We start from the raw sequence: 12,587 nt of genomic DNA on the forward strand, positions 1-12,587 counted from the left end.
CTCTCAACGACAGTCCAGGCCTAACGAAAGTCTCGGCGTTCGCGGATCAGCGCGTAAGCGCTGTGCAGCTCGCGGGTCTTTTCCGTGGCTTCGCGCACCTGCAACGGGTTGGCGCCGCTGCCGGCGATCTTGTCCGGATGATGGCGGCTAAGCAGACGCCGATAAGCGCGCTTGATCTGCGAAGGCTCGCTGGTCGCCGAGACACCCAGCAAGCGCAAGGCTTCCTGATAGGCGCCCGTGCTATTGGCCAGCGGTTTTCGGCTGGGCTCGTAGTCTGCCGCCAAAGCCTGCACCTGCGGCCCCGTCCAGCCCAGCCACTTGCCCCAGAGCTGAATCAGCTCACGTTCGGCCGTACTGGCCCGGCCATCGGCCCAGACCATTCGCCAGCAAGCCCGCAACACCCCCTCGGCCGCATGGGGCTGAGCCGCCAGGCGACGCAGGTAACCGCGTAGCCGATCGTTACCCGACTTACCGCGATTGAACGCGGCAATGGCACGGCGCTGCGCCGCGTCGCCCATCTCCAGCGAGCGCATCTCCAGGCGCGCCTGCTGGATATGCCCATCGACCACCCGGCCATCGCTTTTCGCCAGACGCCCCAGCAACACGAACAGCAATTCGTCGTTGCGTAGCGCCGGGCGCCCACCCAGCCGCTCGCGCACCTGGGCCCAGCTATGCAGTTGCAAGCGCCGGTCCAGCGCCTGCCCCAGCAAGGCGCCCAACATGGCCCCCGGAATACTGGCTATGGCAAAGCCAGCCCCGGCTCCGATCAGAGTCCCTGGCCACAACATATCAGCGACTCGCTTCTAGCAAGGTTTCGACTTCCGCCAGGCGCTCGTGGGTACCGACATCGACCCAATGCCCCAGCAACCGCTCGCCGCTAACCTGGCCTGCGGCCATTGCCTTGCGCAGCAGGGGCGCCAGCTTGAAGGCACCCGCGGCACAGCCCTCGAACAGATCCGGATGCAGCACCGCGATACCGCTGTAGGTCAGGGTCTGCGCGCCCGGCTCAGAGTCCCGCACCAGGGCATCCTCGCCAAGGATGAAATCGCCGGCGGTATGGTGGGCCGGGTTATCCACCAGCACCAGGTGCGCCAAAGCGGCCTGCGGACGGTTCAGCCTGCGGAAATCGTAGTCGGTCCAGACATCGCCGTTGACCACCAGAAAAGGCTCGTCGCCCAGCAACGGCAAGGCTCGAAAAATACCGCCGCCGGTTTCCAGCGGCTCGCCCTCCGGCGAATAACAGATGCTCAGGCCGAAGCGCGAGCCATCGCCCAGGTGGTCTTCGATCTGCTGCCCCAGCCAGGCATGGTTGATGACGATCTCGCTAAAGCCCGCCCGGGCCAGTGCCCGCAGGTGGTATTCGATCAGCGGCACGCCAGCGGCGCGGATCAGCGGCTTGGGCGTGGTCAAGGTCAGGGGACGCATCCGTTCGCCCTTGCCTGCGGCCAGAATCATTGCCTTCATACACAGGCTCCGACCGGCTGGCGCAGGCTGGCCAGTAACTCGCCCAGTTCCGCCAGCTCCGGCCGACGCGCCAGGACCGCTTCTATATAAGCGAAGAAACGCGGCACATCGCCGAGGTAGCGGGGTTTGCCGTCGCGATGGCAAATCCGCGCGAAGATCCCGATCACCTTGAGATGGCGCTGCACACCCATCAGGTCGCTGGCGCGCAGGAAGTCCTCGAATACCGGCTGGACCGCGATACCCAGACCGCGGGCCTGTTGCCAGTAATCTTCCAGCCAGCCATATACCCGCGCGTCGGGCCAGCTGAGAAAGGCATCCTTGAACAGGCAAGTGACGTCATAGGTCACCGGGCCGTAGACCGCGTCCTGAAAATCCAGCACGCCCGGGTTGGGCTCGCTGAGCATCAGGTTGCGCGGCATGTAGTCGCGATGGACCAGCACCTTGGGCTGGGCCAGGGCGCTGTCGATCAGCAGGTCGCTGACCCGCTGCCATTGGCCGCGCTGGCGCTCGCTCAGCTCGACGCCCAGCTCGCGCCCCACGTACCACTCGGGAAACAACTCCAGCTCGCGACGCAGCAAGGCGACGTCGTAGCTGGGCAACGGCGCGTCCATCGGCAATTGCTGGAAGGCCAGCAAGGCACGCAGCGCGTCCTTGAACAAGGCATCGGCATTTTCGCCGTCGATCACGTCCAGATAGGTCTGATTGCCCAGGTCGTTGAGCAAAAGAAAGCCACGCGGCAAATCCTGCGCATAAATTTTCGGCACATTGATGCCGGATTTTGCCAACAGATGGGCAATATCCACGAAAGGTTTGCAGTTTTCCTGGGGGGGTGGAGCGTCCATCACAACGAAGCTGCGGCCCTCGCCTTCCCAACGAAAATAGCGCCGGAAACTCGCGTCGCTGCTGGCCGCGGTCAATGTGGCCGGGGGCACCGCGCCCCAACCGTTGGAGGCATAAACAATCGACAACTGCTCATCGAGCCAAACTTTCAGGTGTTGCAAGCGTACATCTTGGTCAGGCATTGCAAGGGTCTCCGACGGCCCTAGCCGTCAAGCGGGTCATGCTTTATTATCCAGCATCTTTTTCAGACCATCGAGAGGCGTGCGGCCCACACCGCGGGCAGATGGCACGCAGGAAGCCCGGACTAATAAGATGGCATTGAAATCCCCCGCGTTTCGTAAAAAATTTCCGTTGTTGGTTACCGGCAGTCTGCTGGCCCTGCAACCCCTGGCCAGTTCGTTCGTGGTCGCCGCAGAACAGTATGACTGCTCGATCTCTGCTTCGGGTGGCTGGGACTGCGCGCCGAAGACCAGCGCCGCTCAGTTGCCTCCGCGCCCCGTGCATGATGCGAGCGCGGTCAGTTCGAGCACCGCGGCCTCGGCCGAAGGCGGCGAGTCCAGCGCTGACGCCGGCGCCAAGCCAATGCTGGTTACCGAGTCCAAGGGCCGCGGCCTGAAGTCCCGCAGCGAAGACTACAGTCACCTCGACTGGGTTCCGCGCGAGAAGCTCACCGCCGCCCAATTGGCCGAGACCGGTCCTTACTGTGCTGGTGCCTATATCGAACCGATTCGTCCTGGCATGAATGACAAGACGAATAAAAGCGATGCGCCGACCTTTATCGGCGCCAAGGCCTCGCGTTACCAGCAGGAGCAGCAGATCGCTACCCTGGCCGGTGACGTGGTCATGCGCCAAGGCAGCATGCAGGTCGAGGCCGACGAGGCCAACCTGTACCAGGCCGAGAACCGTGGCGAGCTGAGCGGCAACGTCCGCCTGCGCGACAACGGCACCCTGATGGTCGGCGATCACGCCGACGTGCAGCTGGACACCGGCGAAGCCAAGGTCGACAACGCCGAATACGTGATGCACAAGTCGCGCATCCGCGGTAACGCGCTGTACGCCAAGCGTGCCGAAAACGCGATCATCCGTCTCAAGGACGGTACATACACCACGTGCGAACCGAGCAGCAACGCCTGGCAGCTCAAGGGCAACAACATCACCCTGAACCCGGCGACCGGCTTCGGTACCGCGACCAACGTGACCTTGCGCGTCAAGGACATCCCGGTCCTGTACACGCCATACATCTATTTCCCGATCGACGACCGTCGCCAGTCCGGCTTCCTGCCGCCGACCATTGGCAGCGGCAGCGATACCGGCTTCATGCTGGTCACCCCGTACTACTTCAACCTGGCGCCAAACTACGACGCCACGTTGTACCCACGCTACATGAGCAAGCGCGGCATGTTGATGGAAGGCGAATTCCGCTACCTGACCAAGTCCAGCGAAGGTCAGTTCGGTGCGGCGTACCTCAACGACGACAACGACGACCGTAAACTGCAGTCGGACTACGAAAAAACCCGCTACATGTACAACTGGCAGCACAAGGGCGGGCTCGATTCGCGCGTCATGACCGAGGTCGACTACACCAAGATCAGCGATCCGTACTACTTCCAGGATCTGCAGACCGACCAGATCGGCGTGGAAAGCCGCGACTACATCAACCAGCAAGGGGCTGTGAGCTATCGCGGCGATACCTATACCGCGCGGCTCAATGCCCAGGCCTACGAGCTGGCGACGGTCTCCAACGTCACGCCTTATAATCGCTTGCCACAAATCACCTTGAATGGCTTCTTGCCACAACATCCAGCTGGGCTGGACTTCAAGTATGAAAGCGAGATTGTCCGGTTTGATCGCGACCTTAAGACCGGTAACTTTATTGATGAGAACGGTGGGCCACTAAACGCAGACGGCTCAAGAGGGACACCTCGCCTCGATACCAATATTTTTGGCCTGGCTCGCGCCAACGGTAACCGCCTCAATCTGGCCCCATCCGTGAGCCTCCCCCTGAACTGGACGTATGGTTTCCTGAAACCAACGCTCAAGTATCAGTACACCCAATATGACCTGGATCTTGATGGCCAGGGTAAACGTGATATTGCAGGACAGGGCCCAGAAGGCGATCGCCTGAACGGTACCTACAGCAGCAATCAGAACCGTGGCGTGCCAATCGCCAGCATCGACAGCGGCCTGTACTTCGACCGCAATACTCAGTGGTTCGGCAAGAACTATCGCCAGACCCTGGAACCGCGCCTGTACTACCTCTATGTTCCGGAGAAGGACCAGAGCGACATCCCGGTATTCGATACCGGTGAGTCCACCTTCAACTACTCGTCTCTGTTCCGTGACAACCGCTTCTCAGGCTCCGACCGCGTAGGCGACGAGAACAAGCTGTCGCTCGGCGTCACCAACCGCTGGATCGAAGAAAACGGTTTTGAACGTCAGCGCATCAGTGTCGGCCAAGCCTTGTACTTCAAGGATCGCGAAGTCCAGCTGCCAGGCATCGATGCCAAGACCCGCGACGACGCGCACTCCAACGTTTCGCCTTATGCGCTGGAATACGAGTACCGCTGGAACCGCGACTGGCGCACAACTGCCGACTACAACTGGGACCCGGACAGCCGTAGCCCACGCTCCGGCAGCGCGATGTTCCATTACCAGCCGGAAGATAACCCGAACAAGGTCATCAACGCCGGCTACCGTTATCGCAACGACCTTGTCCGCTACGACCAGTCCACGGGTAAATGGTCTGTGGGGGGCGGTGACTATGGCACCCCAGGTACTCCTGGCTATGTGAAGGACTACTACAAGATCAAGCAGCATGACTTCTCGGTGATCTGGCCGATCGTGCCGCAATTTAATCTGATCAGCCGCTGGCAGTACGACTACAACCGCAACCGTACCCTCGATGCCTTCGGTGGCTTCGAATACGACAACTGCTGCTGGAAGCTGCGCCTGATCAACCGTTACTGGGTCAAGTATGACGAGTTCAGCCAGGACGCCCCGCAGAACGAGAAAGGCGACCATGGCATCTTCCTCCAAATTGTTCTGAAGGGACTCGGCGGCCTCACCGGCTCCAAGGTAGAGAGCTTCCTCGACAAAGGCATTCAAGGTTACCGTGAACGTGAAGACCAAGCTTTCTGATTGTCTGCGCCCGCTGATGCTGGGCGCGCTGTTCCTGGGTACCGCGGCGAACGCCGCGGTACAGCCCATCGACAAAGTGGTGGCCATCGTCGACAACGATGTGGTCATGCAGAGCCAGCTGGACCAACGGGTTCACGAAGTTCAGCAAACCATCGCCAAGCGCGGCAGCGGCATGCCGCCGGCCGAAGTCTTGAACCAGCAGGTGCTTGAGCGCCTGATCGTCGAGAACCTGCAACTGCAGATCGGCGAGCGTTCCGGCATCCGCATTACCGATGAAGAGCTGAACCAGGCCGTTGGCACTATCGCCCAGCGCAACAACATGACGCCGGAGCAGTTCCGTGCCGCCCTGGCGCGTGACGGCTTGTCCTACCAGGACGCCCGCGAGCAGATCCGCCGCGAGATGATCATCAGCCGCGTGCGTCAGCGTCGTGTTGCCGAGCGGATTCAGGTCTCCGAGCAGGAAGTGAAAAACTTCCTCGCCTCCGACCTGGGCAAGATGCAGCTGTCCGAAGAACTGCACCTGGCCAATATCCTGATCCCGACCCCGGAAAGCGCCAACTCCGAAGCGATTCAGAGTGCCGCGCGCCAGGCCATGGATATCTACCAGCAGCTCAAGCAAGGCGCCGACTTCGCCCAACTGGCCATCGCCCGCTCGGGCAGCGACAACGCCCTGGAAGGTGGTGACATGGGCTGGCGTAAAGCCGCTCAACTGCCACCTCCGTTCGACCGCGAACTGAGTGCCATGGCAGTGGGCGATATCACCCAGCCAGCTCGTACCCCTGGCGGCTTCATCATCCTGAAGCTCTTGGAAAAGCGCGGCGGCGGCAATCAGGTGCGTGACGAAGTGCATGTCCGTCACATCCTGATCAAGCCAAGCGAAATTCGCAGCGAAGAAGAAACCAAGCGCCTGGCGCAGAAGCTCTACGACCGCATCGAAGCCGGCGAAGACTTTGCCGAGCTGGCCAAGAGCTACTCGGAAGACCCGGGTTCTGCCCTCAACGGCGGCGACCTCAACTGGGTCGACCCGAACGCCCTGGTACCCGAGTTCCGCGACGTGATGGCCAAGACCCCGCAAGGCCAGCTGTCCAAGCCGTTCCAGAGCCCCTACGGCTGGCACGTACTGGAAGTCCTTGGCCGCCGCGCCACCGACAGCACCAGCCAGGCCCGCGAACAGCAAGCGATGACCGTACTGCGCAACCGTAAATACGACGAAGAGCTGCAAACCTGGCTGCGCCAGATTCGCGACGAAGCCTACGTCGAGATCAAACTGCCTGGCGCCGACCAGGCGGCCCAGTGAAACCCCAGCGTTTCGCGCTCACTCCCGGCGAGCCAGCCGGCATAGGCCCCGACCTGTGCCTGTTGCTCGCCTCGCAACAACAGCCTCATCCCCTGATTGCCATCACCAGCCGCGACCTGCTTACCGAGCGGGCCGCGCAACTGGGCGTGGCCGTCAACCTGATTGCCGTCGGCCCTGACCACTGGCCGAACCAGCCGGCGACCGCTGGCAGCCTGTATGTCTGGAATACCCCGCTGGCGACCAAGGTCGTCACCGGCCAGCTCGACCCGGCCAATGCCGCGTTCGTCCTGGAAACCCTGACCCGGGCCGGCCAAGGCTGCCTGGACGGGCATTTTGCCGGCATGATCACCGCCCCGGTACACAAGGGTGTGATCAACGAATCCGGCATCGCCTTTTCCGGCCATACCGAATTCCTCGCCGACCTGACGCACACCGAACAGGTGGTGATGATGCTGGCCACCCACGGCCTGCGCGTGGCACTGGTGACTACCCACCTGCCCCTGCGAGACATTGCCGACGCCATTACCCCGGAGCGCCTGGAGCGGGTCACCCGCATCCTGCATGCCGACCTGCAGCACAAATTCGGCATCGCCCAGCCACGCGTCCTAGTCTGCGGGCTCAACCCGCACGCCGGCGAAGGCGGACATCTGGGCCATGAAGAAATCGATATCATCGAACCCACCCTGGAGCGTCTGCGCCAGGAAGGCATGGACCTGCGTGGCCCCCTGCCCGCCGACACTCTGTTTACCCCCAAATATCTGGAGCACTGCGACGCAGTGCTGGCGATGTACCACGACCAGGGGCTGCCCGTGCTGAAATACAAAGGTTTCGGCGCCGCGGTCAACGTGACCCTTGGCCTGCCGATCATCCGCACTTCGGTCGACCATGGCACCGCCCTGGACTTGGCCGGCAGCGGCAAAATCGATACCGGCAGCCTGAAAGTCGCCCTGGAAACCGCCTACCAGATGGCCGAGACCCGTTTATGACCGAGCAATACCAACACCGGGCGCGCAAGCGCTTCGGCCAGAACTTCCTGCATGACGCTGGCGTGATCGACCGCATCCTGCGCTCCATCAACGCCAAGTCCGGCGACCGCATGCTGGAAATCGGCCCGGGCCAGGGCGCCCTGACCGAGGGCCTGCTCAACAGCGGCGCGCAACTGGACGTGGTCGAACTGGACAAGGACCTGGTGCCGATCCTCAACCAGCAGTTCGCCAGCCGGGACAATTTCAGCCTGCACCAGGGCGACGCCCTGAAGTTCGACTTCAACACCCTGGGCGCAGCACCAAGCAGCCTGCGAGTGGTCGGCAACCTGCCCTACAACATCTCCACCCCACTGATCTTCCACCTGCTGCAGAACGCCGGGTTGATCCGCGACATGCACTTCATGCTGCAAAAGGAAGTGGTCGAGCGCCTTGCCGCAGGTCCGGGCGGCGGCGACTGGGGTCGCTTGTCGATCATGGTCCAGTACCACTGCCGCGTGGAGCATCTGTTCAACGTCGGCCCAGGCGCGTTCAACCCGCCACCGAAAGTCGACTCGGCAATCGTCCGCCTGGTGCCCCATGCGGTACTGCCACACCCGGCCAAGGATCATCGCCTGCTGGAACGCATCGTTCGCGAAGCCTTCAACCAGCGTCGCAAGACCCTGCGCAATACCCTCAAGGCCCTGCTCTCCAGCGCCGAGATCGAGGCTGCCGGCGTCGATGGCAGCCTGCGCCCGGAGCAACTGGACCTGGCAGCGTTCGTCCGCTTGGCCGACAAGCTCAGCGAACAGGCTCCAGGGGCTGTCAGCGCCAGCTGATACGCCACCTGCGTTATCGGGTAAGACGCCAGGCGCCATGTCTGGTTTACTACCCGATACTTGGCCTAGACTGACCTCCATCAGCTTCGTCCCGCGTCCCGCTTTGTTTTAAAGGCCTCTTGCATGTCCGATCCTCGCTATCAGGTCGACGTCAGCGTCGTCACTCGCTTTCTGGCAGAACAGTCGCAACCCGAACAGAACCGCTTTGCCTTCGCCTACACCATCACCGTCCAGAACAATGGCCTGCTTCCTGCCAAACTGCTCTCCCGACACTGGGTGATCACCGACGGCGACGGGCACGTCGAGGAAGTCCGCGGCTCCGGCGTGGTCGGCCAGCAGCCGCTGATCGCCGCAGGCAAAAGCCACACCTACAGCAGCGGCACGGTCATGACCACCCGCGTGGGTAACATGCAGGGCAGCTATCAGATGCTTGCCGAAGACGGTAAACACTTCGATGCCATCATCGCGCCGTTCCGCCTGGCCGTTCCCGGAGCCCTGCACTGATGACGACTTACGCCGTCGGCGACCTGCAAGGCTGCCTGGAGCCCTTGCAGTGCCTGCTTGAGAAAGTCGCGTTCGACCCGGCCAAGGATCGTCTGTGGCTGGTCGGCGATCTGGTCAACCGTGGCCCGCAGTCGCTGGAAACCCTGCGTTTCCTGTATGCCATGCGTGATTCGCTGGTGTGCGTGCTGGGCAATCACGACCTGCACCTGCTGGCCGCCTGGCGCAATATCGAGCGCCTGAAAAAGGCCGATACCCTGGGCGAAATCCTCAAGGCTCCCGATTGCGAAGAGCTGCTCCAATGGCTGCGCCAGCAAAAGCTGATGCACCATGACGAGCAGCGCAACGTCGCCCTGGTGCATGCCGGGATACCGCCGCAGTGGTCGCTGAAAAAAGCCCTCAAATGCGCTCAGGAAGTCGAAGACGCACTGCGCGACGACAATCGCTTCGAACCTTATCTGGACGGCATGTACGGCAACGACCCGAACAAATGGGACAGCGAGCTCAAAGGCGTGACCCGCCTGCGGGTGATCACCAACTATTTCACTCGCATGCGCTTCTGCACCAGCGACGGCAAGCTCGACCTCAAGGGCAAGGAAGGGCCGGACACCGCGCCGCCCGGTTATGCCCCCTGGTTCGAGCACAAGGAGCGCAAGACCCGGGATGTGAAGATCATCTTCGGCCACTGGGCAGCCCTTGAAGGCAACTGCAACGAGCCCGGCGTCTTTGCGCTGGATACCGGCTGTGTCTGGGGCGGCGCCCTGACCTTGCTGAACGTCGACACCGGCCAACGCCTGGCGTGCGAATGCGACGCCCACGGCCATATCAGCCCCCAGGCCACTCAACCCGCCCCCATACCAACCACCCCGGCCAAGCGCTAGGCAGCACCTTCACCCGGCCCAGGAGCCCACCATGAGCGAATTCAAACGCATCCCCCCAGAACAGGCCCAGGCACTGCGCGAACAAGGCGCCGTGGTGGTCGATATCCGCGATACGCAGACATTTGCCCTGAACCACATCAGCGGTTCCAGGCACCTGGACAACCACTCGATCTCCGACTTCATCCGCGAAGCCGATCTCGACGCACCGCTGGTCGTCGTCTGCTATCACGGCAACTCCAGCCAGAGCGCGGCGGCCTACCTGATCAGCCAGGGCTTCTCCGACGTCTACAGCCTGGATGGCGGCTTTGAACTGTGGCGAGCCACCTACCCTGCGGAAACTGCCCAGGGTGGTGCTGAATAATTTTTTCCGAGGCTCTAGCCCGCGTCATTCGCGGGCTGGCGCCACGAGCGACGAACGGTCGCTTGAACAAATTGCGTATTCCACCTTTACCTCCCCGATTCCGAACTATCCTTAGCCTCAGGCCATCCAAACAGGGGAGAGCCGGTACACCGGCGTGCGGGTCATCGGTACTAGCTTTCAAGGTCGATAGCTTTGAAAGTGTTCTGGGGGGTAAACAGCAACCGGGCTCTCGGTTGCATGCCAGCACTTGACTGACTGATCCGGCGTCGGCTCCACGTATCGAGCGAGGTGACGTCATGAGTATTTTTAGCCACTTCCAACAACGCTTCGAATCCACACGCCAGGAAGAGTTCTCGTTACAGGAGTACCTGGAGCTCTGCAAAAAGGACCGTAGCGCCTATGTTTCGGCCGCCGAACGCCTGCTGCTGGCAATCGGCGAACCGGAACTGCTGGACACCTCGACCAATTCGAGGCTGTCCCGGATTTTCTCCAACAAAGTGATCCGCCGCTATCCGGCCTTTGAAGACTTCCACGGGATGGAAGAATGCATCGACCAGATCGTCTCCTACTTCCGCCATGCCGCTCAGGGCCTGGAAGAGAAGAAACAGATCCTCTACCTCCTCGGCCCCGTCGGCGGCGGTAAATCCTCCCTGGCCGAAAAACTCAAGCAACTGATCGAGAAGGTGCCCTTCTACGCCATCAAGGGCTCACCGGTATTCGAGTCGCCGCTCGGGCTGTTCAACGCCACGGAAGATGGCGCCATCCTCGAGGAAGACTTCGGCATTCCACGGCGCTACCTGAACACCATCATGTCGCCATGGGCCACCAAGCGTCTGTCCGAGTTCGGCGGCGACATCAGCCAATTCCGGGTGGTCAAACTCTACCCCTCGATCCTCAACCAGATCGCCGTCGCCAAGACCGAACCCGGGGACGAGAACAACCAGGATATTTCCGCGCTGGTGGGCAAGGTCGATATTCGCAAGCTGGAGGAGTACCCGCAGAACGACGCCGACGCCTACAGCTATTCGGGCGCACTATGCCGGGCCAACCAGGGCCTGATGGAGTTCGTCGAAATGTTCAAGGCACCGATCAAGGTGCTGCACCCATTGCTGACAGCCACCCAGGAAGGCAACTACAACAGCACCGAGGGCCTGGGGGCGATTCCCTTCACCGGCATCCTGCTGGCCCACTCCAACGAATCGGAATGGCATACCTTCCGCAACAACAAGAACAACGAAGCCTTCATCGACCGGATCTACATCGTCAAGGTGCCATACTGCCTGCGGGTCAGCGATGAAGTGAAGATCTACGATAAGCTGCTGTTCAACAGCTCCCTGTCCAAGGCGCATTGCGCTCCGGACACCTTGAAGATGCTTGCCCAGTTCACTGTGCTTTCGCGCCTCAAGGAGCCGGAAAACTCGAATATCTACTCGAAAATGCGGGTCTACGACGGAGAGAACCTCAAGGACACCGACCCCAAGGCCAAATCGATCCAGGAATACCGCGACGCAGCTGGCGTAGATGAAGGCATGAATGGCCTGTCGACCCGCTTCGCCTTCAAGATCCTGTCGAAAGTCTTCAACTTCGACCCCCACGAAATTGCAGCCAACCCGGTGCACCTGCTCTATGTGCTCGAACAACAGATCGAGCAGGAGCAGTTCCAGGCCGAAACCCGCGAGCGCTACCTGCGCTTCCTGAAGGAATACCTGGCGCCGCGCTACATCGAGTTCATCGGCAAGGAAATCCAGACCGCGTACCTTGAGTCCTACAGCGAATACGGCCAGAACATCTTCGACCGCTATGTGCTTTATGCGGACTTCTGGATCCAGGATCAGGAATACCGCGATCCGGAAACCGGCGAGATCCTCAACCGGGTCGCGCTCAACGAAGAGCTGGAAAAAATCGAGAAACCGGCCGGCATCAGCAATCCGAAGGACTTCCGCAACGAGATCGTCAATTTCGTACTGCGGGCCCGGGCCAACAACAATGGCAAGAACCCGACCTGGCTCAGCTACGAAAAACTGCGGGTGGTCATCGAGAAGAAAATGTTCTCCAACACCGAGGACCTGCTCCCGGTCATCAGCTTCAATGCCAAGGCCAGCAAAGAGGACCAGCAGAAACACAACGACTTTGTTACTCGAATGGTCGAGCGTGGCTACACCGACAAACAGGTACGACTGCTGTCCGAGTGGTATCTGCGGGTCAGAAAATCGCAGTAACCCGCCGGTTGCACCGGTTGTCGTCAGCCAGGAGCCTGTCTTGGCAATTTCTGCTACACAGGCTTCAGGAAGCGCGTTTGAACGT

General features: G+C 61.2%; 11 protein-coding genes. 8 read left to right on the forward strand and 3 right to left on the reverse strand.

Annotated features, from left to right (window positions below; genetic code table 11):
- Positions 1 to 20: 20 nt before the first annotated feature.
- The 3 genes from BTN82_RS26955 to BTN82_RS26965 are packed head-to-tail and all read right to left on the reverse strand — an operon-like array spanning position 21 to position 2,486.
- The gene (locus BTN82_RS26955) at positions 21 to 788 is read right to left on the reverse strand and encodes a TerB family tellurite resistance protein (protein WP_075122073.1); all 768 of its coding nucleotides are present in this window, start codon (positions 786 to 788) and stop codon (positions 21 to 23) included.
- Between the two features lies 1 nt (position 789).
- A complete protein-coding gene (murU, locus tag BTN82_RS26960) occupies positions 790 to 1,464 on the reverse strand; it encodes an N-acetylmuramate alpha-1-phosphate uridylyltransferase MurU (protein WP_075122074.1) in 675 nt (224 codons plus the stop codon).
- On the reverse strand, positions 1,461 to 2,486 hold the full coding sequence (locus BTN82_RS26965; RefSeq protein WP_075122075.1) for an aminoglycoside phosphotransferase family protein: 1,026 nt from the start codon (positions 2,484 to 2,486) through the stop codon (positions 1,461 to 1,463). Before BTN82_RS26965 ends, murU begins: the two co-directional genes overlap by 4 nt.
- A 130-nt stretch (positions 2,487 to 2,616) precedes the next feature.
- On the opposite strand from BTN82_RS26965, the gene BTN82_RS26970 reads away from it, so the two are divergent.
- The 8 genes from BTN82_RS26970 (at position 2,617) to BTN82_RS27005 (ending at position 12,502) form a co-directional block, all read left to right on the forward strand.
- Positions 2,617 to 5,442, forward strand: a complete 2,826-nt coding sequence (locus tag BTN82_RS26970; protein ID WP_075122076.1) for an LPS-assembly protein LptD — start codon at positions 2,617 to 2,619, stop codon at positions 5,440 to 5,442.
- Positions 5,423 to 6,739, forward strand: coding sequence for a peptidylprolyl isomerase SurA (gene surA / locus BTN82_RS26975; protein ID WP_148169620.1), 1,317 nt, complete (start codon positions 5,423 to 5,425; stop codon positions 6,737 to 6,739). The genes BTN82_RS26970 and surA overlap by 20 nt, the downstream gene beginning before the upstream one ends.
- Positions 6,736 to 7,725, forward strand: coding sequence for a 4-hydroxythreonine-4-phosphate dehydrogenase PdxA (gene pdxA / locus BTN82_RS26980; RefSeq protein WP_075122078.1), 990 nt, complete (start codon positions 6,736 to 6,738; stop codon positions 7,723 to 7,725). Before surA ends, pdxA begins: the two co-directional genes overlap by 4 nt.
- The gene (gene rsmA / locus BTN82_RS26985; protein ID WP_075122079.1) at positions 7,722 to 8,540 is read left to right on the forward strand and encodes a 16S rRNA (adenine(1518)-N(6)/adenine(1519)-N(6))-dimethyltransferase RsmA; all 819 of its coding nucleotides are present in this window, start codon (positions 7,722 to 7,724) and stop codon (positions 8,538 to 8,540) included. Before pdxA ends, rsmA begins: the two co-directional genes overlap by 4 nt.
- Positions 8,541 to 8,663: 123 nt before the next feature.
- Positions 8,664 to 9,044: a Co2+/Mg2+ efflux protein ApaG gene (gene apaG / locus BTN82_RS26990; protein WP_075122080.1), complete on the forward strand. Its 381-nt coding sequence runs from the start codon at positions 8,664 to 8,666 to the stop codon at positions 9,042 to 9,044.
- The gene (locus BTN82_RS26995) at positions 9,044 to 9,922 is read left to right on the forward strand and encodes a symmetrical bis(5'-nucleosyl)-tetraphosphatase (protein WP_075122081.1); all 879 of its coding nucleotides are present in this window, start codon (positions 9,044 to 9,046) and stop codon (positions 9,920 to 9,922) included. Before apaG ends, BTN82_RS26995 begins: the two co-directional genes overlap by 1 nt.
- Positions 9,923 to 9,953: 31 nt before the next feature.
- Positions 9,954 to 10,283: a thiosulfate sulfurtransferase GlpE gene (gene glpE / locus BTN82_RS27000; protein WP_075122082.1), complete on the forward strand. Its 330-nt coding sequence runs from the start codon at positions 9,954 to 9,956 to the stop codon at positions 10,281 to 10,283.
- Positions 10,284 to 10,579: 296 nt separating this feature from the next.
- Complete coding sequence (locus BTN82_RS27005; protein ID WP_075122083.1) at positions 10,580 to 12,502, forward strand: PrkA family serine protein kinase; 1,923 nt, start codon at positions 10,580 to 10,582, stop codon at positions 12,500 to 12,502.
- The last annotated feature ends 85 nt before the right edge of the window (positions 12,503 to 12,587 follow it).

The sequence above is a fragment of the Pseudomonas chlororaphis genome, from assembly GCF_001921865.1.
Taxonomy (GTDB): Bacteria; Pseudomonadota; Gammaproteobacteria; order Pseudomonadales; family Pseudomonadaceae; genus Aquipseudomonas; species Aquipseudomonas chlororaphis_D.

Bases quoted from the DNA above. Each gene is read 5' to 3' on its own strand.
- murU (WP_075122074.1), bottom strand. From the start codon at position 1,464: ATGAAGGCAATGATTCTGGCCGCAGGCAAGGGCGAACGGATGCGTCCC.
- BTN82_RS26965 (WP_075122075.1), bottom strand. From the start codon at position 2,486: ATGCCTGACCAAGATGTACGCTTGCAACACCTGAAAGTTTGGCTCGAT.
- BTN82_RS26995 (WP_075122081.1), top strand. From the start codon at position 9,044: ATGACGACTTACGCCGTCGGCGACCTGCAAGGCTGCCTGGAGCCCTTG.
- BTN82_RS26970 (WP_075122076.1), top strand. From the start codon at position 2,617: ATGGCATTGAAATCCCCCGCGTTTCGTAAAAAATTTCCGTTGTTGGTT.
- BTN82_RS27005 (WP_075122083.1), top strand. From the start codon at position 10,580: ATGAGTATTTTTAGCCACTTCCAACAACGCTTCGAATCCACACGCCAG.
- apaG (WP_075122080.1), top strand. From the start codon at position 8,664: ATGTCCGATCCTCGCTATCAGGTCGACGTCAGCGTCGTCACTCGCTTT.
- glpE (WP_075122082.1), top strand. From the start codon at position 9,954: ATGAGCGAATTCAAACGCATCCCCCCAGAACAGGCCCAGGCACTGCGC.
- BTN82_RS26955 (WP_075122073.1), bottom strand. From the start codon at position 788: ATGTTGTGGCCAGGGACTCTGATCGGAGCCGGGGCTGGCTTTGCCATA.
- rsmA (WP_075122079.1), top strand. From the start codon at position 7,722: ATGACCGAGCAATACCAACACCGGGCGCGCAAGCGCTTCGGCCAGAAC.